Here is a 23,334-nt window from a genome sequence, read left to right as displayed (position 1 = left end):
GGGGCGGTGCGGACCGGGCGCGAGGGTTGCGGCGCGCCCGGGAGAGGGAGGCGGGCCGGGGCCGTCGATGGCGCGGCCGCGACGGCCGCCCAAGCGACCCGGGGGATCAGTCCTCGCCCGACGGGGCCGTCAGCTCCAGCGGCGAGGGGGCGGCCGCGAGGATGTCGGCGGTGGAGAGGGGCTCCAAGGGGCGGGCGAGCGCGGCGCGGGTGACCCAGAGCAGCCGCTCCTGCGCGCGGGTGATCGCCACATAGGCGAGGCGCTTCCAGAGCGGCTGGCCGGCCTCGACCCGGCCCATGCGCGCCGCGACCCAGAGGTCTGGGGCGAAGACCTGCACCTGCTCCCACTGGCTGCCCTGCGCCTTGTGGATCGTCACCGCGGCGCCGTGCAGGAACACCGCGCCCATCGTCGCGGCATAGGGCATGAAGGGCTCCTCCTCGCCGTCCTTCTCGATCTTCACGATCGAGGCGGCGGAAACCTGCGGCTCCTCCGCGCCGACGATCCAGAGCCGCGAGAAGCCGGGGCGCTTGCCGGGGCCGAGGTAGATGACCTGCGCGCCCTTGATGAGGCCGCGCGCCTCGAGATCCAGCCGCCGCTTGCGGTGCTTGAGCGGCAGCTCGATCCCGTCGCAGATGAGCGGCTCGCCGGGCAGCAGCATGTCCTCGGGCGCGCCATGCGCCTTGCGGAAGGCGCCGATCAGGCGGATGCGCGTGGCATTCCGCCAGACGAGCACCGGCGAGCGCGCCATCAGCCCCGCATCGGCGCGGGGGGCGAGCTGAACGCGGTCGTCGCGGGCGGCGGCCTCGGCGACCATCTGCTCGAAGCCGGCGAAATCGAGCGCGGGGTCGGCGAGGGCATGGGCGAGGTCGAGGATCGGGCTGTCCGCCTCCTGCCGGTGGATGCGGGAGAGGTCGAACCGCTGCGCCTCGCCCAGCCGGTCGAAGACCATGCCGCCCTCGCTCTTCACCGGGGGAAGCTGCGCGGGGTCGCCGAAGAGGACGAGCGAGGGGAAGATCTCCTTGAGGTCCTCGAACTGCTTGGCATCGAGCATCGAGCTTTCATCGACGAAGCCGATGTCGAGCGGCTCGTCGCGGCGCTTCCAGCCGGTGATGAAATCGGAGCCGCGCAGGCCCGCCGCCGCCAGCGCCGCGGGGACGGAGGCATAGGCCTGATAGGCGGCGAAGGCGCGGTCGAGCTGCTCGGGCGTCAGCCCCTCGACCTCCGGCCGGTCGCCCTGCCCCGCCAGCCATTCGGCGACCTTCTCGTATTCGGGGTCGTAGACCGGCGTGTAGATGATCCGGTGGATCGTGGTGGCGGGGACGCCCCGCGTGCGCAGGACGCTCGCCGCCTTGTTGGTGGGCGACAGGATCGCCAGCGTCCGCCGCTCCTTCCGCCGCCGCCCCTCGTAATCGCCGGAGACGAGGTCGACGCCGGTCTCCTTCAGGGCCTTGGTCAGCTCGGCGAGGAGCATCGTCTTGCCGGAGCCGGCCTTGCCGGTGATGGCGAGCACCTGCGAGGCGCCCTCGGGGCGCGGGCCGGTGCTGCCGTCGGCAAGGTCGATGCCCGCCTCCTGCAGCGCCTCGGCCAGCGCGTCCCAGGCCTGGGCCTGATCGGCGGAGAGGGTGAGGGCGGACATGGGGGCCAGACTAGCCCCCCTGCCGGGGGGCCGCCAGAGGCGAGGGGGATCGGGCCGGGGTTTCCTTGGGGGGTCTGCCTTGGCTTGCCCTATTCCGCCGCGACCGCAAGGGCCGAGCGGCGGGGCCCGGTCGTGGCCTCCCGATACCAGCCCTGCACCTGATCCTCCGTCACGCCGCTCCGGGCGCAGAGCCGGGCGCGGGCCTCGGGCTCGTAGGCCCAGAGGCCGACGCCGATGCGGGCCTCAAGTCCCAGCACCTCCGGCATGGCGCCGATGCCGCGGTACACGCGCAGCATCCGCTGGTCGAAGACGCCGACGAAATGCTGCAGCTCCGCCTGCCGCATCAGCTCCGAGCCGCCGAGGAGGAGCGCCGCCGCCACCTCCGGCCCCGCGCCGGGGGCGAGGCAGAGCCGGGTGCATTCCCAGATGAAGGGGCTGGTGATCGGCCCGCCGGCGATATGGGCGAAATGCTCGTTGACCATGGTGCGCCCGGTCGTCGGCAGGAAGCGGGCGGAGCCGAGGTGGGCGCCGTCCTCGCCCTGCCAGATGACGTAGAGCGGGTTGAGGGCGTCGTAGTCGTCGCGCTCCCACCCCCTTGCGTCGAGGGCGAGATCCCAGCCGAGGCGGCGGACGAATTGCTCCGCCCGGTGGCGGAACATGCCGTCTTCGAGCGCCGGCTCGGCGGCAAGATCATGGGCGTAGAGAAATCTGAGCATCTGTCCCTCCTCGCGGCTCTGTCGCGAGGAAAGATGCCCAAGGCAGGGTTAATGCCCCCCGGCCCCACCGGGCGTTGCGTAACTCACCCGTTGGCGGCGCGGCGCTCGGTGCGGTCCGGCATCTCGCGGCCGGGCCAGGCGCCGGGGGCCGCGCGGGCGGCGCCGGAGGTGACGATCAGCCCCTCGGCGATGGCCCGGGCCACGGCATGGATCGTGTTGAGCGCCGAGAGCTTGAAGCGCGCACTTTCGATATAGGCCCGGAGCGTATGTTCCGAGATCGACAGGATGTCGGCCACCTGCGCGCGGGCATAGCCCATGGCCAGGAAGGTCAGCGCCTCGATCTCGCGCGGGGAGAGGCCGCGGAGCGGCTCCGGCGCGCGGCTGCCTTCGAGCTCCAACGCCTTCTGGTGGAAGCAATGGGCGAGGAGGATCCACTCCCGCTTGCAGGCCGCCGTCAGCCGCGCCCAATCGTCTTCCGAGCGATTGTCCGACAGCGACAGGACCGCATACTGCCCGTTCGGCCCGCGGATCGGCACGGAGAAGCCCTGCCGCCCGACGCCGTGGCGGAGCGCATCCTCGCGGAAGGCGCGGGTGATCTTGCCGGACCAGTCGAGATCCTTCCAGTCCACCGGGTGGAAGCGCTGGAAGCAGCCGATGACGACGGGATCGATGCGGATGTAATCCTCGGCCACGTAGCGGGCGACCCAGACGGGGTCGTAGGAGCCGCAGCCATATTGCTCGCCGTCGGGCGAGACCCAGTGATAGACCACATGGGCGACGGAGTAGCGCTCTCTCAGCGACAGGATCAGCTCCTGCATGCGCTCAAGCCCAGTGGCGGCCTCCAGCTCCTCCAGAAACGTCTTTAGTCTCATGGCACCCTCCCGGCACAGGCGGCGGCCGGCTCTCCGACGCGGTCTCGATGGCGGCGACGAGCGCTGCTTCCCGCAGGGCCTCAGCCGTCGCCGGCAGGCCGTTGGCGCGGGCATGGGCGCCGAGGTCCGAGAGCACGTCGATGATCCAGTCGTTCCACATGAGACAATCCTGACGATTGGTTAACAGGTGACTAATCCCGACAGCCTATCGTCAACGCAGGTGACCAGACCACTCGCGGCTTCGGTCCCCCCCGAAATGGCGGGGGCTCCTGCGGCCAGGCCCCTAGCGGCGCAGGAGCGAGAAGGCGGCGGAGGCGGCCCAGCCGGCGAAGGCGGCGAGGCTGAGCGCGAGGAGCCCGTAGAGCGGCGCGAAGTTCTGGGCGAGGTTGTAGAGCCAGCGCTCGAGCCCGACCTTGAAGACGGGGATCTGCGCATGGAGCTCGTCGACCACCTCGCCGTTGCGAGTGAGGAGGATGCGTGCCTGATAGGCGCCCTCGGTCAGGTTCGCGGGCAGGGTCATCCTTGTGCGGAAAAGCGTCGATTCGGCGAAATCGACCTCGCCCTCCATCATCCGGTAGAAGCCCTGCCTCCCGCGGATGCGCATCAGCGCTTCGGTGTAATCCGCCGAGTTCAGCACCTGGTTGCCGACGGAGCGGATCGCATGGGGCAGCGTCACGCCGTAGCGCATGTCCTCTGTGTAGGTCAGCACTTCCTCCAGCGGCGCCGAGGTGGCGACGGCGTAATAGGAGGGCGCGGCGTCGATGAGCACATGCTCGGTGTTCACCCAGATGCCGAAGCGCCGCTCCTTGTGGCGGACGGTCACCGGCCGCGTGGGGCCGGAGATGGTGACGATCACCTGCGCCGGATCGGCCGGCAGGGGCGACTCGCGGGCGATGGCCCCGAAGATCAGAAGATCGTCGCCGTCGAAGGTGGCGGTGATCGCCACCTCCTCCTGGCTGAGGCCGAAGACCAGACGCTCCTGCGCCGCGACGGGTGCCGTGGCGGGCACCGCGAGGAGGAGGACGAGGAGGAGGGCCAGGCGCTTCATCTCGCCGCCTCGATGGAGAAGAGATCGCCGGGATGCAGCACCAGCTCGAGCCCGAGCTGGATGCAGACGCCGAGGACGAGAAGCGCGAGGAGGATCCTCAGTTGCTCGGCCCGCATCCGCGCGCCGATGCGGGTGCCGAACTGGGCGCCGATGACGCCGCCGACGATCAGCAGAAGCGCGAGCACGAGGTCGACGCTGTGCGAGGTGACGGCGTGCAGCATCGTCGTGAAGGCGGTGACGAAGAGGATCTGGAAGAGCGAGGTGCCGATGACGACCTTGGTGGGCATCCCCAGCAGGTAGATCATCGCCGGCACCATGATGAAGCCACCGCCGACGCCCATGATCGCCGCCAGCACGCCGACGGCGAGCCCGACCATGAGCGGCGGGATGACGGAGATGTAGAGGCCCGAGACGCGGAACTTCATCTTGAAGGGCAGCGCATGGACCCAGTTGTGCCGCCGCCGCTTCGGCACCGCCCCGGCGCGCTGGCGGAGGAGCGCCCGCAGGCTCTCCGCCAGCATCATGGCGCCGACGATGCCGAGGAAGACGACGTAGCAGAGCGAGACGGCCAGATCGACCTGCCCGACCCGCTTGAGGATGTTGAAGACGACGACACCGAGCGCCGAGCCGACGAGGCCGCCGACGAGCAGCACCATCCCCATGACGAGATCGACGTTCCGCCGTCGCAGATGCGCCAGAAGCGCCGAGACCGACGAGGCGACGATCTGGTTGGCGGAGGAGGCCACGGCGACCGCCGGCGGGATGCCGACGAAGAACAGCAGCGGCGTGATCAGAAAGCCGCCGCCCACCCCGAAGAGCCCGGAGAGCAGCCCCACGAGGCCGCCGATGCCGAGGAGCAGGAAGGCGGAGACAGAGACTTCGGCGATCGGCAGATAGATGGTCATGGTCGCGCGCGCACCCCCCTGCCGATCAACTGAACACCTCTTGGCGACGCCTTGCCAGAGCCGGGCGGAGAAAAGAAGCCCTCATGGGGATTTGCGGTCATGGCCTGCCCGCTCGGCAGGCGGGGCGGCGGGAAGGGGGGGCGAAACGGCCCGGCAGGGCCGGCCGAGCGGCCCGGCCCCGGGCCACGGCTCTCAGGCGGTGCCGCTGGCCCGCGACATCTCGGCGAAGAGCCGGATGCGCGCCTCTTCGAGCGGCGCGGCGCGGCCGAAGCGCCAGCCCTGGCCGAAGACGCAGCCGAGCCGGAGGAGCTGGGCGCGCTGGTCGTCGGTCTCGACGCCCTCGGCGATCACCGACACCCCGAGCCCGCCCGCGATCTGCAGGAAGCCGGCGAGGAGCACCTCCACCGAGGGGTCCACGCCGAGCCCCTGCACGAAGCTCATGTCGATCTTGAGCTCGTCGAACTCGAGCTGCCGCAGGTGCTGGAAGCTGGCGAAGCCGGTGCCGAAGTCGTCGAGCGAGATGCGCACGCCGGCGCGGCGGAATTCGGCGACGGATTTCTGAATCATCGAGCCGGCGCGGGCGATGAACACATCCTCGGTGATCTCGAAGGTGATATGCCGCGCCGCCTCCGGCGCATCGTCGAGCAGGCGCTGCAGCTCCTGCTGGCCCGACAGCGTCGCCAGCGCCACCTCGGGCACGTTGAGCGAGACGCGGCCCGGGTCGAGCCCCTCCTTCAGAAGGGCGGCCACATCGGCGAGCACATGGCTGGCGATGCAGTGGAGGAAATCCCCCTGAAGCCCGAATTCGTTGATCAGCGGCAGGAAGCGCCCGGGCAGCAGCACGCCGCGCTCGCCATCCTCCCAGCGGGCCAGCGCCTCGAAACCGACGATCTCGCCGGTATCGAGCCGCACCTTCGGCTGATACCAGGGGCGGATATGCCCCGATTGCAGCGCCTCGATGACGGCCTGCCGCTCCTGCAGCGAGGGCCGCGGCTGGAAGTAGGACGGATCGTAGATGACCGCTCGCGTCTCGTTGTCCGACTTGGCGCGATACATCGCCTGATCGGCGGCGGCGCAGATCGCCGAGACGGTCGCCAGCCCGTCGGTGGCGATGGCGATGCCGATGGAGGCGGTGACCCGAAGGAACTTGCCGCGGAACTCGATTGGCGCCTCGAGCCGGCGGGCGAGCGAGACGGCGAAGCGCTCCGCGTCCTCGGCATTGGTGATGGCCGGCATGGCGAGCGCGAATTCATCGCCCCCGAAACGGGCAGAGAGCCCGTCCGGCCCCGCCATCTCGCGCATCCGCGCGGAGATGGCGATCAGCACCCGGTCGCCGGCCTCATGGCTGAAACTGTCGTTGATAGGCTTGAAGCCGTCGAGATCGACGAGGAAGACCGCGCCCTGCGGCCGCCCGCGCGCCGGGCTGAGCCGCCGCGCCAGCGCCTCGTCGAAGGCCCGCCGGGTGAGAAGTCCCGTGAGCCCGTCGTGGCGGGTCATGTGCTCGAGCGCCCGCAACCTTGCATTCGCCTCCGCCCTCGCCGCGGCGAGGGCGCGCTGCGTGTCCTTCTGCATGGTCATCGTCTCGAAGGTATTCGCGGCATAGACGACCATCAGCGCCCCCGCGACCCACCATTCGGCGGGGCGGGAGGGGCCGTAATCGATCTCGATTGCCGTGGCGAGCACGATGGCGGCCGTCCCGAAGGAGGGGATCATCATCGACCAGTTGTAGAGCGGCAGCGCCACATAGGTGTTCGAGATGTGCACATAGACGCCGAACATCCACATGTAGCCGCCGAGGAGCAGCGCGATCGAAGGCTGGCCGGCGAGGATCGTCGCAGGCCAGAGATAGGCCAGCGTCGAGGTCACGTTCGTCCACCACATCGCCATCACGAAGAGGAAGGACATGTCCTGCTCGCGCTCGGGGCGGACCTTGTGGAGCACCAGCGCCATGCATTCGGCCACGGCGATGACCGCGGCGACGACCAGGATCTCGAGCCAGTCGACCCCGGCGAAGACGCAGACGGCCAGGATCAGCGCGATGGAGGCAATCCGTTTCAAGACGTCCCGCGCCGCGATGTGAATCACGAAGCGCGTCTCGTGGCGGATGTTCTCGTACAATCTGCGCAGCATGGGTCCGTTCGGAAAAGCGCTCGGGCCCGCGAAGGCGAGCGCCGGTGGGTTCGCCGCTCACTTCGCCCCGCCCGTCCCCATGGCGCAAGAAGAAAGGTAAACTGCTGTGATCAGAGCCCGCTGGTTACATGAACTGTTGCCACGAAGCCTCGGCACGACAACAGAAAACCGACAATTTGACAGAGTTTGGCCACGATCCGGGGCGCGGCGGAGCCAGGGCCGAATCCGGGCCGTCGCGCGGTGGCCCTGCCGCAGCGCGAGGCGGCGTGCCGGCCGCCACCGTGCCGCCACCGGACCCGCCAGCCGGCCCGATGCTTGCCCCTGACCGGCGCTGCCCCTATAGGCGGGCGTCGATCGCGACAGCCTCAGACCCTTGCAACGGAGCCCCCCATGGCGGCCAGTGCCAACATGAACGTCATGCAGCGCGCCGCCCGGACGGCCGGCCGCCAGCTCGTGAAGGACTTCCGCGAGGTCGAGCAGCTGCAGGTCTCGGCCAAGGGGCCGGGCGATTTCGTCTCGCGCGCCGACCGGGCCGCCGAGGCGATGATCCGCAAGATGTTGCGCGAGGCGCGGCCGACCTACGGTTTCGTCGGCGAGGAAGGCGGCGCCGAGGAGGGCGAGGACCCGACCCGCCGCTGGATCGTCGACCCGCTCGACGGCACCACGAACTATCTTCACGGCCTGCCGCACTGGGCCGTCTCCATCGCGCTCGAGCACAAGGGCCGCGTCGTCTCCGGCGTCGTCTACGACCCGGCGAAGGACGAGCTCTTCTGGGCCGAGCGCGGCGAAGGCGCCTGGATGAACGAATCGCGGCTGCGCGTCTCGGGCCGCACGCGGATGATCGAGTGCATCTTCGCGACCGGCCTGCCCTTCGCCGCCAAGACCACCCTGCCGCAGAGCCTGAAGGACCTCGCCCGCATCCTGCCCGAGACGGCCGGCGTCCGCCGCTTCGGCGCAGCGTCGCTCGATCTCGCCTATGTCGCCGCCGGCCGCTACGACGGCTACTGGGAGCGCGAGCTGAACGCCTGGGACATCGCCGCCGGCCTGCTGCTCGTCACCGAGGCGGGCGGCTTCGTCGAGGCGATGGACCCGGCCGACAATCCGCTGGAATCGGGCGCCCTCATCGCCGGCAATGCCGGCACGTTCGAGCGCTTCGCCAAGCTCATCCGCAACGTCTGAGGCCCGGCGGTCTGACGCCCGGCGGGGTTCGCCCCCCCGGCGCCGCGATGGCCGCTCAGCGCCGACGGGTCACTTTCGGCACGGTGCTGTCCTCGAACCTGTAGCGCGCCTCGGGATGCGGGGGCTGCCCATGCGTCCTGTCCCAGAAGCGCCGCCCGCCGCGCCGCCAGAAGAGCGGCAGGGTCAGCACCAGCCCCACGACGAACCCGCCGGCATGCGCCCAGTAGGCGACGCCGCCGCCCGCGCCGCTGTCGCCGATCCCGCGGACCACCTGGAACGCGAACCAGATGCCCAGCATCACCCAGGCCGGCCATTTGAAGATGCGCACGAAGACGAGGAGGAACAGCAGCATGTCCACCTTCGCCCGCGGAAAGAGCAAGAGGTAGCCGCCCATCACCCCGGCGATGGCCCCCGAAGCCCCGACGACCGGGATCGGGCTCATCGGATCGGGGAGGATCTGCGCGACATTCGCGGCCGCGCCGCAGGCGATATAGAAGACCAGATAGGGGCCGTGGCCCATCTGGTCTTCCAGATTGTCGCCGAAGATCCACAGGAAGAGCATGTTTCCGGCGAGGTGCAGGAATCCGGCATGGAGAAAGGTCGCCGTGACCAAGGTGTGCAGCCCCTCCCCGCCGACGACCCCCGCCGGGAACATGGCGAAGCGGTAGTAGAAGGCGCCGAGCGAGGCATCGTCCCTCAGCGCCATCTCCATCCAGACCCAGATCGCGACATTGGCGGCGATGAGGCCCCAGGTGACCCAGGGCATGCGTTCGGAGGGGTTGTGATCGCGGATCGGAAACATGGGGCCGAGCTTTCCGCCAGCCCCGCCGGGCGGTCAAGCGCGCTCTCTTGCGGGAGCCACCGGGCGCGGCTCGCGCGCCTTTCTTGCCAGCAGGCCCCCGGCGCTCTACCAACGGCATCCGGCGCCCGCGTGGTGGAATTGGTAGACATCGGGGACTTAAAATCCCTTGGCTTCGGCCGTGCCGGTTCGAGTCCGGCCGCGGGCACCAGCGCCTGAGCTCCGCCGCCGGCGGAGGGGCAAGAATTCTTCGAGAAGAATTTTGGGCCCGGTGGCACCCGCCGGGCATTGGAGCCGGCCACCGTCCTGGCGGAGGCCGGGTCGCCCCGGGGGGCTGTCTTCCCCCCCGCCGGCCCCAAGGGGCCGACTCCCCCCGAGGATGCCCGGGAGCAAAGACATGTGGGGCGGGCGCGAGAAAATGGTTAACGCCTGTCTGCCATTTACGCCTTTTTAACCAAGAGCTTATCAGATCGTTGCAGATGCAGGATCGCGGCGCCCGGGAGGGGTCGCGCCAGTGGAGGCATGTTGCTTTGGGCGAGGTGAAGGCGCTCATCCATGTGGATGGAGTGGCGCGGGTTGCGCTCTTTCTGAAGCTCCTCGAGGGGCTGCGGGCGGGCGGGCCGGAGACCGATCCGGCGGAGGGCGTGGCGGCGCTCTTCGTGACCGAGAGCCGGCCCGCGGCCCGGCGGCTTCGCGCGGCGGGGGAGGAGGTGATCCGCCTCTCCCCCCGCCGGCGCCGGCCGGATGCCGAGCTGCGCCGGCTCTACGCCCGCTCGCTCTGCGGCCGGCTCGGGGCGCTGCCGCCGGGGCTCGCCGCGGGCTATCACGCCGAGATCGGGGCGCTCCTCGCCGCCGCCCGGCCGGACGTGATCTGGTGCTGGAACGGCACCAAGTTCATCGACCGCTGCCTCGCCGCCAGCGGCCTGCCGCTCCGCGCGCTCGAGACGGCGAATATCGCCGGGCATTTCGTCATCGAGGAGGGCGGCACCAATGCCGAGAGCGGCACCTTCCGGGCGCTTGGCTCGGGCGCCGCCCCGCCGCCGCCCGAGGGGTTCGACTACGCCGCCTGGCGCCGGGCCTGGCTCGCCGGCAAGGAGCGGCCGGGCGCCCCGCCGCAGGCGCGGCTCACCGGGGACGACCTCGCCGAGAAACTGGGCCAGCTCCTGACGCCTTGGCGGATGACCCCGCGCTACATCGCCTTCAGCGCCGACCGCGCACTCGGCTACCTTCTGAAGCGGCCGGTCACGGCGGCGCTCGCCGCGCTCGGGAAGGCGCGGGAGCGGGGCGGGCGGGCGCCGGGCCGGCTCACCTACCTGCCGCAGCAGGTCTCCTCCGACAGCCAGCTTCTTTTCCATGCGGCCCATGACAATCGCTCGGCGCTGCGCCTGGCCCTTTGCCAGCTCCCCCGAGGGGGCGCGCTCGTCAGCAACCTCCATCCGGCGGAGCACCGGCTCAGCCAGATGCTCGCCTTCGGCTGGATGGCGCTCCGCGAACCGCGGCTCATCCCGGCGGCCGGTCCGTCCTGGCCGCTTCTGACGCGGGCGGAGGAGGTCGTCACGATCAATTCCACCGTCGGGCTGGAGGCGGGGATCCTCGGGCGGCCCTGCCGCTTTCTCGGGCGCTCGCTCTTCGAGCGGCTCCTCGCCGAGCCCGCGCTGCTGACATGGTATCTCGGCGCCCATATCGTGCCGCTCGCGGCGGCGGAGGCGCGGCCCCTGCCCGAGGCGATCCGCCGGAGGCTCCTGCCCGATGCGCTTCGCTGAAGATCTGCGCGCCGTGCGCGCCCTCGCCCGCGCCCACGGGCCGGCGACGCTCTTCGATCTGTCGCTCGTCTACCTGGCGCTCTTCCGCCTCGGCTCCGGCCTCTACCGGCGCCACCGGATCTTCGCGCCCGTCCGGCTGTTCGAGAAGCTCCTCGAGCTCGTCTTCGGCATCCACCTGCCCTTCACCGCCGACATCGGCGGCGGGCTCGTCATCTTCCATTACCACGGGATCATCATCAACGGCGGCGCCCGGCTCGGGCGCTCCTGCCGGCTGCATGCGCGCATCTGCATCGGCAACCGCTTTCCCGGCGACGGCGCGCCCGTGCTCGGCGACGGCGTCACCGTCGGGACCGGCGCCGCGATCCTCGGCCCGGTAGAGATCCCGGCCGGCACCCGCATTCCCGCCAATGCCGTGGTCACGCCACGCAGCCTGGCGGCGTTCATCCCAGCCCGGAACGGAGGAGATCATGGGCCAGATCAAGGCGAGCGGCGTCATCGTGCTCATGGCGGTCTATGAGCGCGACGACCCCGCGCATTTCCGGGCGGCGCTTCACGCCATCACCGAGAGGCAGAGCCTGCCGCCCGCCCGCGTGCTCGTCGTCGCCGACGGGGCGCTGCCGGAGGGGCTGCGCGAGGCGCTCGCGAGCCACAGGGCGGAGTGCCCGATCTCGACTGACGTGCTGTTCCTGCCAGCCAATGTCGGCCTCTCGAACGCGCTCCGCGCCGGGGCGGAGCGGCTGAACGGCCGCTGCCGCTATATCCTGCGCACCGATGCCGACGATATCTCGCGGCCGGAGCGCATCGCCGAGCAGGTCGCCTATATGGAGGCGCATCCCGAGGTCGGCGTCGCCTCCGCCCAGGTGTCGATCTTCGAGAGCGCGCCGGAGCGGCCCGTCGGCCAGCGGCGCCTGCCGGCCGGGCTCGACCTCGCCGCCTATGCCCGCAGGCGCACGCCGATCAACCACAGCGCCTCGATCTTCCGGGCCGAGGCGCTCGCCTCCGTGCCCTTCCCCGAGACGCGCCTGCCCTTCGAGGATTGGTGGATCTCGCTCCGCCTCATCCGTGCCGGCTGGGCCATCGGGGTGATCGACGCGGTGCATCTCGATTTCCGCGGCGGCCGGGCGATGATCGCCCGGCGCTCCGGCCTCGGCTATGCGCTCAAGGAGGTCGCCTTCTTCCGGCAGATCCTTCGCGAAGGGCTGATGACCTTGCCCGAGGTGGCGGCGAACCTTGCCCAAAGGCTGCCGCTTCGCCTGCTGCCGGGGCCCCTGATGCAGGAGCTCTACGCGCGCCGGCTGCACCGCTAGAGCGTTGCGCCCCGGGGGGCGCCGTCGCGGTGGCGTCAGGCGCCCTTCACCTCCCCCGCCGATCCTCCCGGCCCGGATCACTGGGCGAAGGAGGCAAGGGCATGGGTGGATCGACAGGGCGCGGGGGCGCCTCCTGATGCTGGGTCTTGGCCTGTCGACCGGCCTCGCGCCGGCCCGCCCGGGCGGCATCGCCGCGCTCGCGCCGCTTGCCTGGTACGATGCGGGCCATGGCCCCGCGCTCTATCAGGATGCCGCCGGCACGACGCCCGCCAGCGAAGCCGGCCAGCCCGTCCGCCGGCTCAGCTCCCGCGCAGGCGGAGCCCCGGCGCTGACAATAGGCGCCACCGGCGCGCCGGCCAGCCGCACCGCGACCGGCGTCGGCTTCGCCGGGGCCGGGGTCTATCTCAAGGCCAGCCTCGCCATCCCGGCGAGCCATGCCATCATCGTCAAGGCGCGGATCGACAGCTGGAGCGCCCATCACGGCGACCTCTTCTGCTGCCACGGGGCGAAGGGCACCGAGCTTCGCGCCGGGGACCCCTCGGCCTTCCGCGCCCTCGTCATCGGCAGCGACGTGGCCATCGATCCGATGGAGGCGGGCGGCGACTGGAGCGGGTCGCATGTCTTCACGCTCGTGCTCGACGCCGCCGGCGCCACGGCGCGGCTGCGGATCGACGGCACCGAGGTCGCCGCCGATGCCGGCTATGACGGCTCGCTGACCTCGCCCACGGAATTCAAGCTCTTCGGGAGCCGCTGGAACTCCGCCTATGTCTCGGGCGAGCTCCGGCATGCGGTGATCCTCGGCTCGGCCGACCTCGGCGCTGTGGCGGCGGCCGAGGCGGCGCTGGCCTGACGCGCCCGCGCGGCGACGAAGGTGCCGAGGCAGAAGAAGAGCGGCGCATCATAGCCGGAAAGGCCGACGAGCCCCGCGAGGGTCAGAAAGATCAGCGCCGCCGATTCGGGCTGGCGGGGGCCGAGCCCCGCCAGACAGGCGGCGCCGAGGACGAAGACCGAGAGGGCGGCGCCATGCAGCCAGCCGAGGTCGAGCAGCCAGGTCAGCGCGACGTTGTGGACGTTGTTCTCCCAGAAGCTGCGGATCAGCTCGCGGTTGATCGCCCCGACCGCCTGCCCCGGCCCGACGCCGAACGGATGCGCCGGGATCAGCTCCACCGCCGCCGACCAGAGCGCCAGCCGGCCCAGCCCCTCGTTGCCGAGGGTGATCTCGTGAGAGAGGCTGAAGCGCGCGAGAATTTCCGGCGGGCCGGTGGCGAGGAGCAGCGTCGCCGCCGCGATGCCGGCGATGAGCGGCGCGAGGCGGCGCACCGGCAGGCGGCTGCGCAGAAGCGCATCGATCCAGTAGATGCCCGCGCCGATCAGCCCGACGCGGCTCTCATAGAGCAGCACGGTCGCCGTCATCATCAGGGCAAAGAGATGCCGGTGCCGCCCCTGGTAGAGAAGCGCCAGCGTGGCAAGCAGCGTCGCCTCGATATTGCGCCCGCCGGGGGCAAGAAAGCACCCCTCGCAACCCCTGAGCCGCGAATAGACCCGCGGAAGCTCGCCGGCATGAAGGAGGTTTCGCCCCAGGGTAGCGATGAAAAAGACAAGCGCCGCAATGGCATAGATGCGGGCGCGCGCCTCGGGCGCCGTCCGGCCGAAGCGCAGCCCGAAGAGATAGAAGACGAGCGCGAAGCCCAGCACCGAGCTCGCCAGCCCGAGGTCCCAGCCCAGCAGCGCCGGGGCGGCGAGGCTGCCGGTGAAGCCGAGGGCGAGCGCCACCTGCCGCGACACGGCGGGCCCTCGCCCGACCGTCCAGCCGAGGAGGAGGATGAGCCCGCCGAGGCAGGCGACGACGTGATAGGCGGTGAGGCTGCGCGCCGCGATCTCGACGAGTTCGATCTGCACGAAGAGCGAGATGACGAGGAGCGTCATCAGCGCCGGCAGAAGCGGCTTCGGCGGCAGGGGCGCGGCCAGCCCGTGACCGGAGAGCAGGAAGGGTGTCATGGCGCGACTGCGGGCGCGGCCCGGGGGCGGAGGAGGGCGAGCACAGTCGTCTCCACCCCCCGCTCGCGGCGCACCCAGGCGGCGGCGCCGAGGTTCTGCCCGGTCTGGGCGAGCGCGATGGCGGCGGCAGCGGCCGCGGGCCCGAAGGGCGCGGCGAGCGCGGCGCCGATGACCCCGGCCGCGCCGGCGCAAAGGGTCAGGCGAAGCCAGGCGCGCTCGCCTCTGCCCATCGTCATCACCAGCCCCGCCGGCCCGGTGAGGCTGTTGAGCGTGAAGCCGGCGGCCAGGATCACCAGCGCGGGGGCGGCGGCGCGATAGGTCTCGTCGAAAAGGCCGAGCACCGGGGCGCCCCAGAGCGCCAGCCCCGCGAGCCCGAGGAGCGCGGGCAGAGCCGCCAACGGCAGGATCAGCCGGATGGCGGCCTGCACCTCCGCCCCATGCCCGCCCGCCCGCGCCAGACGCGGGGCGAGCGCGAGGTTGGCGGCGGCCAGAGGCAGCGACAGGAGCGCCGCGGTGCGGAGGGCGGCGAAGAGCCCGCCTGTCGCCTCAGCCGGCAGGGAGAGCCCCGCCGCGACAAGGGTCAGGTGCTGCGGCAGACCCGAGGCGACGGCGATGCCCCAGAAGGCCGCGGCCCCGCCACGCCCCGGGGCGCCCCGTACGGGGCGCGGCAGGTGTCGCCGGCCGGCAGCGGCCTGCAGCCCGACGAGCAGGGCCAGCACGCCGGCCATCAGCCAGAGCACTCCCGCCGGTGTCGGGTGGAGCCCGGCCGCCGCCGCGCCGCAGAGCGCCAGCCCCGCCAGCGCCCGCCAGGCGAGTTCGCGCGGCAGAAGCGCCAGCCCCGGCGCCCCGCCGGCGCGCAGCGCGTGGGAGAAGAGCTCCGCCCCGACCAGTGCCGCCAGAAGCGCCCCGCCCGCCAGCGGCACGCCGGGCGTCAGCCTCGTGCCGAAGCCGAGCCGCAGGGCAACCGCGAGCCCGGCCGCGCCGAGGAGCGCGCCGAGCGCCGAGAGGGCCAGCGCCCGCCCCCAGACGGCGCCCGCGGGGCCGCGGGCGGAGAGCTCTCGCAGGACCAGCGTCGGCTGGCCCGCTCCGGCCAGGAGCGCCCCGAAGCCGGCGGCGCTGAGCACGAGCGCGACCTGCCCGAAGCCCTCCGCCCCGAGGAGCCGCGCAAGGAGCAGAAGGAAGAGGTAGGCCACAGGCGCGGCGGCGAATTTGGCCGCGAGCGAGATCGCGAGTGCGGAGCCGAGGCCGTCCTGCCTCACGTGTCGGGCTCCGGATACCCGAGCCAGGCGAAATCGTCCCGATAGGCCTCGGCCAGCACTCTCAGCGCCGCCGGGTCGAGCGCCTCGCGCCCCGGCCGGCCCCCGGGGGTGACATTCCGCCGCTCGAGCCGGGCGGGTCGGCCAAGCCGCGCGCCGATGGCCGCGCAATCCGCCGCCAGCGTCTCGTGCCGCGCGAGGAGGTCGACCTGCAGCCGGCCCTCCCTGTCGCAAATGAAGCGGACCTGCGGGCGGAAATGCACGTAATCCTGCCAGCCCCCCGCCCGGAAGCCGGATCTGAGGAAGGAGGCCGCGTCGCCATGGGCGGCAATGTCCTGCCCCGCGGCCCGGTCGGCGGCGGATTTGCCGCCGGCGATCAGATAGGCATGGGCGCTGAGGAACCGCTCCACCGGGTCGCGCACCACGGCGAACTTGAAATAGCGGCGGAACGCCTCGGGGTTTTCCGCGGCGTAATGTCGCCACTCGAAATGCCCGGGCCGGCCGGTACCGAATAGAGCCTCGCCAAGGCTCGTCCCCGCGCATTTCGGAATGTGAATGAAAATGGCGCCCAGCGCGTGATACGACGCGGGAAAATAGCTCCGCCGCGTGGCCAGACGATAGAGGGTCAGCGCCTCTACGCCGATCCTGTCCTGCAGCCGCTGCCGAAAGAGGCAGCGGCGCGACAGAGGAGAGAGCCGTGCGGTCACCATCCGGCCTGCATCGTTAACCAACTTGCGGCAGCGGGGCGCCGCCGGTGCAGGCGAACACGGCCTGCACACAGAGAGCTCGCATGGCCGCAGGCCCTCGTAAACCTGCCAGATATGGGGACTGTTCTTCTCCCCCCGTGCCCGGCATCATTTGTAGGCGCTCGATAGCTTGGCGATTCTCCGCCATCCGTTAACCAAACACCCGGGCAAGACAGGATCCCGAGGTGCGCAGTTGACAAGCTGCCGAACGGCGCGCCAGAAGGAGGTGTTCAGCCGGTCATGTGACTAGTAAATTGGCGGAGTGCCCGGACGCAGGGACTGTGGCGCGCGAATATTGTAGATCGGAACAATTTGATACTTTACGCTAGGGAATGCTGCTAAAGCGATTCTCTCCCTGCAAATTCAGGGATTCGGCCCTGAAGGGCGTGCTGGGGGACGTGATTTGACCGACAATTCCTTGACCGAGGAAATGCCACGCCATGGCACCGAGGGCCGTCGCGGCCGCAGATCGAGGCTGTATGGCCGGCGTTTCAAACGCCCGACGGATCTGATCCTCGCCATCGTCATCATGCCGATCGTGGCGCCGATGATTGGAATCCTATGGCTCCTAGCCCGTCGCGACGGTGGACGCGGCTTCTTTGGCCATCGGCGCATCGGCCGGGACGGCAAGCCCTTCATCTGCTGGAAGATCCGCACGATGGTGCCCGATGCCTCCGAGCGCCTGGCGCGCCATCTCGCCGAGAATCCCGAGGCCGCCGCGGAATGGGCCGCCGGGTACAAGCTTCACAATGACCCGCGCGTCACCACGCTCGGCGCGGTCCTGCGCAGGACGAGCCTCGATGAATTGCCGCAGCTCTGGAACGTCCTGCGGGGCGACATGAGCTTCGTCGGGCCCCGGCCCGTCCCCGAGGTGGAGCTGGCGCTCTACGGGGTCTCCCGCGGGCTTTACGAGAGCGTGCGCCCGGGCATCACCGGGCTCTGGCAGATCACGGGCCGGAACGGCACGACCTATGCCGAGCGCATCGCGCTCGACCGGGCCTATATCTCGCGCATAAGCCTGCGCGGCGACCTGGCGATCCTCTTCCGGACCGCCAGGGCCGTCATCAGCCCGACCGGCCTCTAGGCCGGGCCCCTCAGATCGCCGAGACCGGGTTGCGGTAGGACATGTGCCGGACCGATCCGGTCTTCGAGCGCATCAGCACCGTCTCCGCCGTCACGTAGCCGGGCTCGCGCTTGATGCCGGGCAGGATCGATCCGTCCGTCACGCCCGTGGCGGCGAAGATCACATCCTGCGTCACCAGATCGTCCCGCGTGTAGACGCGGTCGAAATTCGTGATGCCGGCTTTCTTCGCCCGCCCGCGCTCGTCGTCGTTGCGGAAGAGGAGCCGGCCGAAGATCTGCCCGCCCATGCATTTGAGCGCCGCCGCGGCGAGCACGCCCTCGGGCGCGCCGCCGGAGCCCATGTACATGTCGATGCCGGTCTTTTGCGCCTCGGCGCAATGCATGATGCCGGCGACATCGCCGTCGGTGATCAGCCGGATGGCGGCGCCGGTCGAGCGGATCTCCTCGATCATGTCCTCGTGCCGGGGCCGGTCGAGGACGCAGACGGTGATGTCCTTCGTCGAGCAGCCCTTGGCGGTGGCCAGCGCGCTGACCCGTTCGGACGGGCTCATGTCGAGCGTTACCACGCCGCGGCGGAAGCCGGGGCCGACGGCGAGCTTGTCCATGTAGACATCGGGCGCATGCAGCATCGAGCCGCGCGGGCCCATGGCGATGACGGTGAGCGCGTTCGGCATGTCCTTGGCGGTCAGCGTCGTGCCCTCGAGCGGGTCGAGGGCGATGTCGACCTCCGGCCCCTCGCCGGCGCCGACCTCCTCGCCGATGTAGAGCATCGGCGCCTCGTCGCGCTCACCCTCGCCGATGACGACGGTGCCCTTGATGTCCAGCATGTTGAGCTGGTTGCGCATGGCGTTGACGGCAGCCTGGTCGGCGGCCTTCTCGTCGCCCCGGCCGATGAGATCGGCACAGGCGATGGCCGCCGCCTCCGAGACGCGGGCGAGGCCGAGCGAGAGCATGCGGTCGTGGAACTTCGTGGCGGGATCGGGCATCTGGGGTCCTCTCTGGGGTCCTGAAAGGGCCTAGCGCGTCAAGATGACAGCGCCAAGGCTGGTAGCGCAAACCGTCGGGCGGAAGGGCTTCTGCGGCGGGTGGAGAAGCTCCGCGCGACCGCCGCAACCTTCGTAGGGTGGGTTTGCAACCCACCGTCCCCCTCGCGACCGAGCACACCGGTGCCGCGCAGGGCGAGCGCCGGGCCGGGGGTTGGCGCTCCTGACGGTTCCGCATCGCACTTTATGGCGCCGCCACATCCTCCGCCCGACGCGTTGCGCTGCCCCACGAGAGCGCCAGCCCGCGGGACGGGCCGGCACTCGCACTGCGCCGTTCCGGCGCGTACCGGGGGGGGGCACCGCTCGACCGCCTGCAGGAGCCGCCGCCCCGTCACTCTCGCCCGCCACCGCAACCCCGCCTTTCCCTCCCGGCCTGCCCGCGCTATCTCCGCATCCGATCCGATGGGAGCGCTGAGCCATGCCGATGGAAACCAAGTTCGACCCCGCCGCCACCGAGGCGCGCCTCTATGCCGCCTGGGAAGAGGCCGGGGCCTTTCGCGCCGGCGCCGGCAAGCGGCGGAGCGAGACCTTCACGATCATGATCCCGCCGCCCAATGTCACCGGCGCGCTCCACATGGGTCACGGCTTCAACAACACGCTGCAGGACATCCTGACGCGCTGGCACCGGATGCGCGGTTTCGACACGCTCTGGCAGCCCGGGCAGGACCATGCCGGCATCGCCACGCAGCTTCAGGTCGAGAAGATGCTGGCCGAGACGCAGCAGCCCTCCCGGGCCGAACTCGGCCGGGCGGACTTCATCGCCAAGGTCTGGGAATGGAAGGGCGAATACGGCGGGCGGATCGTGGAACAGCTCCGCCGCCTCGGCGCCTCCTGCGACTGGAGCCGCAACGCCTTCACCATGGCCGGCGCCCCGGGCGACCCGCGCACCGGCCACGAGAACTCGCCCGACTTCCACGATGCCGTCATCAAGGTCTTCGTCGACCTCTACAACAAGGGCCTCATCACCCGCGGCAAGCGCCTCGTGAACTGGGACCCGCATTTCGAGACGGCGATCTCCGACCTCGAGGTCGAGAACATCGAGACCGCCGGCCACATGTGGCACTTCAAATACCCGCTCGCGGGCGGCGAGACCTATGAATACATCGAGCGGGGCGAGGACGGCGAGGAGCTCTTCCGCGAGACGCGCGACTACATCTCGATCGCCACCACGCGGCCCGAGACGATGCTCGGCGACGGCGCCGTGGCCGTCCACCCGAGCGATGCGCGCTACGCCCCCATCGTCGGCAAGCTCTGCGAGATCCCCGTCGGCCCGAAGGAGAGCCGCCGCCTGATCCCGATCATCACCGACGAATATCCCGATCCGAGTTTCGGCTCGGGCGCCGTGAAGATCACCGGCGCGCATGACTTCAACGACTACGGCGTGGCCGCGCGGGGCGGCATCCCGATGTATCGCCTCATGGATTCCCGCGCGCAAATGCGGGCCGACGGCGCGCCCTATGCCGAGGCCGCCGCCCGCGCGCAGGAGATCGCGACGGGCGCCGCCTTCACCGAGGAGGAGGTGGATACCCTCAACCTCGTGCCCGATCACCTGCGGGGGCTCGACCGGCTCGAGGCGCGCAAACGGGTGGTGGAAGAGATCACCGCCGAGGGCCTCGCGGTGATGACCGAGATCACCGATCCGCGGCTCGGCAAGGCGGCCGTCACCGCGCCCCTCGCGCCAGAGGAAGGCGGCGAGGCGCGCGACGAGGCGCAGAACCTCGTGCCCCTCGTCGAGGAAAAGCCGATCATGCAGCCCTATGGCGACCGCTCGAAGGTCGTCGTCGAGCCGATGCTGACGGATCAATGGTTCGTCGATGCCAAGACCCTGGCGCAGCCGGCGCTGGAGGCCGTCCGCTCCGGCCGCGTGACTATCATGCCCGAGAGCGGCGAGAAGACCTTCTATCACTGGCTGGAGAACATCGAGCCCTGGTGCATCTCGCGCCAGCTCTGGTGGGGCCACCGCGTGCCGGTCTGGTACGGGCTCGACCTCTCTGCGCCGGACTTCCGCGATGACGAGGGCGACGGCGATCTCGATCAGGTGGAGCTCATGCGGCTCCTCACCGAGGGCGGCATGCTGCACCGGGGCGACGTCGCCCGCTGCGCCGCCTCCGTCGAGGAGGTCGCGGACGGCTTCTACGACGCCAATGCGGACATCCCGACGCCGCTCAGCCATGCGCGCGTCATCGAGGTCGAGGACAAGCACGAGGCGATCCAGCGCCTCGCCGAGAGCCTCGCGGAGTACAACGTCTCCCAGGACCCGACGCAGCTCGTCTACCCGGTCTGGCGGGATACCGACGTGCTCGACACCTGGTTCTCCTCCGGCCTCTGGCCCTTCGGCACCCTCGGCTGGCCGGAGGATACGCCGGAGCTGCGGAAGTACTTCCCCAGCGACGTGCTGATCACCGGGCAGGACATCCTGTTCTTCTGGGTGGCGCGGATGATGATGATGAGCCAGGCGGTGACGGGGAAGGACCCGTTCCACACCGTCTACCTCCATCAGCTCGTCCGCGACGCCAAGGGCAAGAAGATGTCGAAGACGGTCGGCAATGTCGTCGACCCGCTGGAGATGGTCGACGAGTTCGGCGCCGACGCGCTCCGCTTCACCATGGCGCAGATGGCGGCGATCGGCGGGGTGCTGAAATTCTCCAAGGAGCGGATCACCGGCTACCGCAACTTCGGCACCAAGCTCTGGAACGCCTGCCGCTTCGCCGAGATGAACGGCGTCTTCGAGGCGCCCGCCGGCCGGCCGGCACCCACGGAGACGGTGAACCGCTGGATCCTCGGCGAGCTCGGCCGGGTCCGCGAGGAGGTCGACGCGGCGCTCGCCGCCTACAAGTTCAACGAGGCCGCCAACGCGCTCTATGCCTTCGTCTGGGGGCGGGTCTGCGACTGGTATGTGGAATTCTCCAAGCCGCTCCTGCTCGACGGCGGGCCGGAGGTGAAGGCCGAGACCGCCGCCACCATGCGCTTCGTGCTGGAACAGTGCCTGATCCTGCTGCACCCCATCATGCCCTTCATCACCGAAGAGCTCTGGGGCACCATCGGCGGGCATGACGAGATGCTGATCCTCACTCCCTGGCCGGAATACACCGCCGAAGAGCTCGGCGACCCGGCGGCGGAGGCGGAGATGTCGCTCGCCATCTCTCTGATCGAGGCCGTGCGCTCGGCGCGGGCGCAGATGAACGTGCCGGCGGGGCTCTATGTCCCCCTCCTCGAGATCGAGGCGGATGCCGCCGCGAAGGAGGCCTGGGCGAAGAACGAGACGCTCATCAAGCGCCTCGCCCGGATCGAGGGGCTGACCCCGGCCGCCGAGCCGCCCAAGGGGGCGCTGACCGTCGCCGTGAAAGGCGCGAGCTACGCGATGCCGCTGGCCGAGATCATCGACGTGGAGGCCGAGAAGGCCCGGCTGTCGAAGAACCTCGACAAGCTGAAGAAGGAAATCGGCGGGCTCTCGGGGCGACTGAACAACCCCAATTTCGTGGCCTCGGCCCCGGAGGAGGTTGTGGAGGAAGCGCGCGAGAACCTCGCCCTCCGGCAGGAGGAGGAAGCCCAGCTTTCCGCCGCCCTCGCCCGTCTCGCCGAGATCGGCTGACAGCGATTTCCATATCGCAGGCGGAACCCACATGGGTTCCGCCCCCCCGCCGGCCCACGATTATCGCGCGACGTCCGGGGGCGCTGGCTCAGAGCGTGGTCTCGAACGCCCCCGGCAGCGCCACCTCGAGGATCTCCACATCCTCTGTCGGCTCGGCCCAGCGCGTCGCCATCCCCGGCGGGATGACATAGGCGTCGCCGGCCTCCAGCCGCTGCGGCTCCCGCCCCTCGCCCTCGAGAAGCATCCCGCCGCCCATGACGAAGCCGAAGAGGATGTCGGCGTCATGGCTGGCCCAGACCGGCTCTCCCTCGCCCCGCCGCACCACCTGCACCCCGGCGACGCCCTTCGTGCCGGCGGCGATGCCGGTATCGCGGGCGATGTAGCCCGGCAGGCGGAAGCCCTCCCAGATGCCGTCCTTCGCGAGGCTGTGGACGAAGCGCTGGCCATCCCATTCGCGGTCCGGCTTCTCGACCGGCGTCGGCAGCTCGATCTCGTGCTCGATCACCGTCACATGCTCGGCCGGCACGCCGATCTCGATCACCTCGATCCCGTCCGAGGCCTCCATCACCCGGTGGCGGATCTCGGGCGGCTGGATGAAGCAGTCGCCGGCCGTCAGCCGGCGCGTCCCGCCCTGATCCTCGTAGAGCACGTCGACCCAGCCGCGCGTGCAGAAGATGAGCTGAAAGCCGACCTTGTGGTAATGCACCATGTCGGGCACCGGGCCGCCGTCGGGGATGCGGATGTGGCTGGCGATCATCGCGCCGCCGAGCCGCCCCGGGATCAGGTCGCGGTACTGCATCCCCGCCCGGCCCACGACCCAGGGCGCCTGATCGGCAAGGCGGCGGACGACGAAGGCATGCTCCGTCGGCGGCTGCACGACGGGCGGGTCGAGGGGGGCGATGGTGACCTCCGTCCCGCCGGGCGAGGTCAGCGCCTCCGCCCCGCCGGCGATCAGCATCGGGTCATCGGCGAGGAGGAAGATGCGCCCGGGCGCGCCAGCCCCCGCCTCCAGCCGCACCCGCAGCCCGTGGCCGGAGAAGACGGCGACCTCCGGCGCATCCGCCGGATAGATCCGCTCCATCCGCATGCCGAGCCGCTTCGTGAAGAACGGAATATCCGCCGCCAGGTCGCGCGTCGCCAGATGCACTTCGGCCTTGATGTTCTGCATGGGCTCACTCCTCGTCCGATCTCTGGCGACCCCGCGCCGCCTTGGCAAGTCCCCGCCTTCCCGGTAAGAGCGCCCTTGCGCCCCGGCGCGCCG

General features: G+C 70.6%; 19 protein-coding genes and 1 tRNA gene. 8 read left to right on the top strand and 12 right to left on the bottom strand.

Features of this window, described 5'->3' with window-relative positions:
• Positions 1-106 precede the first annotated feature (106 nt).
• The 6 genes from ACAZ03_RS03675 to ACAZ03_RS03650 form a co-directional block, all read right to left on the bottom strand.
• Complete coding sequence (locus ACAZ03_RS03675; RefSeq protein ID WP_373356012.1) at positions 107-1,636, bottom strand: ATP-dependent RecD-like DNA helicase; 1,530 nt, start codon at positions 1,634-1,636, stop codon at positions 107-109.
• Positions 1,637-1,725: 89 nt separating this feature from the next.
• The gene (locus ACAZ03_RS03670; protein ID WP_373356011.1) at positions 1,726-2,352 is read right to left on the bottom strand and encodes an acyl-homoserine-lactone synthase; all 627 of its coding nucleotides are present in this window, start codon (positions 2,350-2,352) and stop codon (positions 1,726-1,728) included.
• Between the two features lie 83 nt (positions 2,353-2,435).
• Positions 2,436-3,224: an autoinducer binding domain-containing protein gene (locus ACAZ03_RS03665; protein ID WP_373356009.1), complete on the bottom strand. Its 789-nt coding sequence runs from the start codon at positions 3,222-3,224 to the stop codon at positions 2,436-2,438.
• Positions 3,225-3,507: 283 nt separating this feature from the next.
• Positions 3,508-4,272, bottom strand: coding sequence for a TIGR02186 family protein (locus ACAZ03_RS03660; protein WP_373356008.1), 765 nt, complete (start codon positions 4,270-4,272; stop codon positions 3,508-3,510).
• Positions 4,269-5,177 carry a sulfite exporter TauE/SafE family protein gene (locus ACAZ03_RS03655; protein WP_373356007.1) on the bottom strand — a complete coding sequence of 303 codons (909 nt, stop codon included), beginning with the start codon at positions 5,175-5,177 and terminating at the stop codon, positions 4,269-4,271. The genes ACAZ03_RS03660 and ACAZ03_RS03655 overlap by 4 nt, the downstream gene beginning before the upstream one ends.
• Before the next feature lie 192 nt (positions 5,178-5,369).
• Positions 5,370-7,307 (bottom strand): putative bifunctional diguanylate cyclase/phosphodiesterase, encoded by a 1,938-nt coding sequence (locus ACAZ03_RS03650; RefSeq protein ID WP_373356006.1) that lies wholly within the window; start codon positions 7,305-7,307, stop codon positions 5,370-5,372.
• 390 nt (positions 7,308-7,697) lie between these two features.
• Between ACAZ03_RS03650 and ACAZ03_RS03645 the strand changes: the two genes are divergently transcribed.
• Complete coding sequence (locus ACAZ03_RS03645) at positions 7,698-8,486, top strand: inositol monophosphatase family protein (protein WP_373356005.1); 789 nt, start codon at positions 7,698-7,700, stop codon at positions 8,484-8,486.
• A 55-nt stretch (positions 8,487-8,541) separates the two neighbouring features.
• Here ACAZ03_RS03645 and ACAZ03_RS03640 read toward each other — a convergent pair whose 3' ends face one another.
• On the bottom strand, positions 8,542-9,288 hold the full coding sequence (locus ACAZ03_RS03640) for a rhomboid family intramembrane serine protease (protein WP_373356004.1): 747 nt from the start codon (positions 9,286-9,288) through the stop codon (positions 8,542-8,544).
• A gap of 123 nt (positions 9,289-9,411) precedes the next feature.
• Here ACAZ03_RS03640 and ACAZ03_RS03635 point away from each other — a divergent pair.
• The 5 genes from ACAZ03_RS03635 (at position 9,412) to ACAZ03_RS03615 (ending at position 13,205) form a co-directional block, all read left to right on the top strand.
• Positions 9,412-9,496 (top strand) — tRNA-Leu (locus ACAZ03_RS03635).
• A gap of 268 nt (positions 9,497-9,764) precedes the next feature.
• A complete protein-coding gene (locus ACAZ03_RS03630; RefSeq protein WP_373356003.1) occupies positions 9,765-11,048 on the top strand; it encodes a hypothetical protein in 1,284 nt (427 codons plus the stop codon).
• Positions 11,035-11,565 carry a serine O-acetyltransferase gene (locus ACAZ03_RS03625; protein ID WP_373356002.1) on the top strand — a complete coding sequence of 177 codons (531 nt, stop codon included), beginning with the start codon at positions 11,035-11,037 and terminating at the stop codon, positions 11,563-11,565. Before ACAZ03_RS03630 ends, ACAZ03_RS03625 begins: the two co-directional genes overlap by 14 nt.
• Positions 11,516-12,355 (top strand): glycosyltransferase, encoded by an 840-nt coding sequence (locus ACAZ03_RS03620; RefSeq protein WP_373356001.1) that lies wholly within the window; start codon positions 11,516-11,518, stop codon positions 12,353-12,355. Before ACAZ03_RS03625 ends, ACAZ03_RS03620 begins: the two co-directional genes overlap by 50 nt.
• A gap of 136 nt (positions 12,356-12,491) precedes the next feature.
• Entirely contained in the window at positions 12,492-13,205 is a 714-nt protein-coding gene (locus ACAZ03_RS03615; protein WP_373356000.1) for a hypothetical protein, read from the top strand.
• Here ACAZ03_RS03615 and ACAZ03_RS03610 read toward each other — a convergent pair.
• Genes ACAZ03_RS03610 through ACAZ03_RS03600 form a run of 3 tightly spaced genes read right to left on the bottom strand, consistent with a single transcriptional unit; the run spans position 13,118 to position 16,319 of the window.
• Positions 13,118-14,353 (bottom strand): O-antigen ligase family protein, encoded by a 1,236-nt coding sequence (locus ACAZ03_RS03610; protein ID WP_373355999.1) that lies wholly within the window; start codon positions 14,351-14,353, stop codon positions 13,118-13,120. The genes ACAZ03_RS03615 and ACAZ03_RS03610 overlap by 88 nt on opposite strands.
• Complete coding sequence (locus ACAZ03_RS03605) at positions 14,350-15,612, bottom strand: hypothetical protein (RefSeq protein WP_373355998.1); 1,263 nt, start codon at positions 15,610-15,612, stop codon at positions 14,350-14,352. The genes ACAZ03_RS03610 and ACAZ03_RS03605 overlap by 4 nt, the downstream gene beginning before the upstream one ends.
• On the bottom strand, positions 15,609-16,319 hold the full coding sequence (locus ACAZ03_RS03600) for a sulfotransferase family 2 domain-containing protein (RefSeq protein ID WP_373355997.1): 711 nt from the start codon (positions 16,317-16,319) through the stop codon (positions 15,609-15,611). The genes ACAZ03_RS03605 and ACAZ03_RS03600 overlap by 4 nt, the downstream gene beginning before the upstream one ends.
• A 439-nt stretch (positions 16,320-16,758) precedes the next feature.
• Between ACAZ03_RS03600 and ACAZ03_RS03595 the strand changes: the two genes are divergently transcribed.
• Positions 16,759-17,439, top strand: a complete 681-nt coding sequence (locus ACAZ03_RS03595; RefSeq protein WP_373355996.1) for a sugar transferase — start codon at positions 16,759-16,761, stop codon at positions 17,437-17,439.
• Between the two features lie 10 nt (positions 17,440-17,449).
• Here the strand turns inward: ACAZ03_RS03595 and glpX are convergent, their stop codons facing one another.
• The gene (glpX, locus tag ACAZ03_RS03590) at positions 17,450-18,424 is read right to left on the bottom strand and encodes a class II fructose-bisphosphatase (protein WP_373355995.1); all 975 of its coding nucleotides are present in this window, start codon (positions 18,422-18,424) and stop codon (positions 17,450-17,452) included.
• Between the two features lie 475 nt (positions 18,425-18,899).
• On the opposite strand from glpX, the gene ACAZ03_RS03585 reads away from it, so the two are divergent.
• Positions 18,900-22,073, top strand: coding sequence for a valine--tRNA ligase (locus tag ACAZ03_RS03585; protein WP_373355994.1), 3,174 nt, complete (start codon positions 18,900-18,902; stop codon positions 22,071-22,073).
• A gap of 88 nt (positions 22,074-22,161) precedes the next feature.
• Here ACAZ03_RS03585 and ACAZ03_RS03580 read toward each other — a convergent pair whose 3' ends face one another.
• The gene (locus ACAZ03_RS03580) at positions 22,162-23,241 is read right to left on the bottom strand and encodes a cupin domain-containing protein (protein ID WP_373355993.1); all 1,080 of its coding nucleotides are present in this window, start codon (positions 23,239-23,241) and stop codon (positions 22,162-22,164) included.
• Positions 23,242-23,334 lie beyond the last annotated feature (93 nt).

The organism is Pseudoroseicyclus sp. CXY001, from assembly GCF_041714655.1.
Lineage (GTDB): Bacteria > Pseudomonadota > Alphaproteobacteria > Rhodobacterales > Rhodobacteraceae > Pseudoroseicyclus_A.
The sequence above is the reverse complement of the archived record's forward strand: the minus strand, read 5'-3'. Positions and strand labels throughout refer to the sequence as shown.

Bases quoted from the DNA above. Each gene is read 5' to 3' on its own strand.
- ACAZ03_RS03675 (WP_373356012.1), bottom strand. From the start codon at position 1,636: ATGTCCGCCCTCACCCTCTCCGCCGATCAGGCCCAGGCCTGGGACGCG.
- ACAZ03_RS03670 (WP_373356011.1), bottom strand. From the start codon at position 2,352: ATGCTCAGATTTCTCTACGCCCATGATCTTGCCGCCGAGCCGGCGCTC.
- ACAZ03_RS03665 (WP_373356009.1), bottom strand. From the start codon at position 3,224: ATGAGACTAAAGACGTTTCTGGAGGAGCTGGAGGCCGCCACTGGGCTT.
- ACAZ03_RS03660 (WP_373356008.1), bottom strand. From the start codon at position 4,272: ATGAAGCGCCTGGCCCTCCTCCTCGTCCTCCTCCTCGCGGTGCCCGCC.
- ACAZ03_RS03655 (WP_373356007.1), bottom strand. From the start codon at position 5,177: ATGACCATCTATCTGCCGATCGCCGAAGTCTCTGTCTCCGCCTTCCTG.
- ACAZ03_RS03650 (WP_373356006.1), bottom strand. From the start codon at position 7,307: ATGCTGCGCAGATTGTACGAGAACATCCGCCACGAGACGCGCTTCGTG.
- ACAZ03_RS03645 (WP_373356005.1), top strand. From the start codon at position 7,698: ATGGCGGCCAGTGCCAACATGAACGTCATGCAGCGCGCCGCCCGGACG.
- ACAZ03_RS03640 (WP_373356004.1), bottom strand. From the start codon at position 9,288: ATGTTTCCGATCCGCGATCACAACCCCTCCGAACGCATGCCCTGGGTC.
- ACAZ03_RS03630 (WP_373356003.1), top strand. From the start codon at position 9,765: ATGCAGGATCGCGGCGCCCGGGAGGGGTCGCGCCAGTGGAGGCATGTT.
- ACAZ03_RS03625 (WP_373356002.1), top strand. From the start codon at position 11,035: ATGCGCTTCGCTGAAGATCTGCGCGCCGTGCGCGCCCTCGCCCGCGCC.
- ACAZ03_RS03620 (WP_373356001.1), top strand. From the start codon at position 11,516: ATGGGCCAGATCAAGGCGAGCGGCGTCATCGTGCTCATGGCGGTCTAT.
- ACAZ03_RS03615 (WP_373356000.1), top strand. From the start codon at position 12,492: ATGCTGGGTCTTGGCCTGTCGACCGGCCTCGCGCCGGCCCGCCCGGGC.
- ACAZ03_RS03610 (WP_373355999.1), bottom strand. From the start codon at position 14,353: ATGACACCCTTCCTGCTCTCCGGTCACGGGCTGGCCGCGCCCCTGCCG.
- ACAZ03_RS03600 (WP_373355997.1), bottom strand. From the start codon at position 16,319: ATGGTGACCGCACGGCTCTCTCCTCTGTCGCGCCGCTGCCTCTTTCGG.
- glpX (WP_373355995.1), bottom strand. From the start codon at position 18,424: ATGCCCGATCCCGCCACGAAGTTCCACGACCGCATGCTCTCGCTCGGC.
- ACAZ03_RS03585 (WP_373355994.1), top strand. From the start codon at position 18,900: ATGCCGATGGAAACCAAGTTCGACCCCGCCGCCACCGAGGCGCGCCTC.
- ACAZ03_RS03580 (WP_373355993.1), bottom strand. From the start codon at position 23,241: ATGCAGAACATCAAGGCCGAAGTGCATCTGGCGACGCGCGACCTGGCG.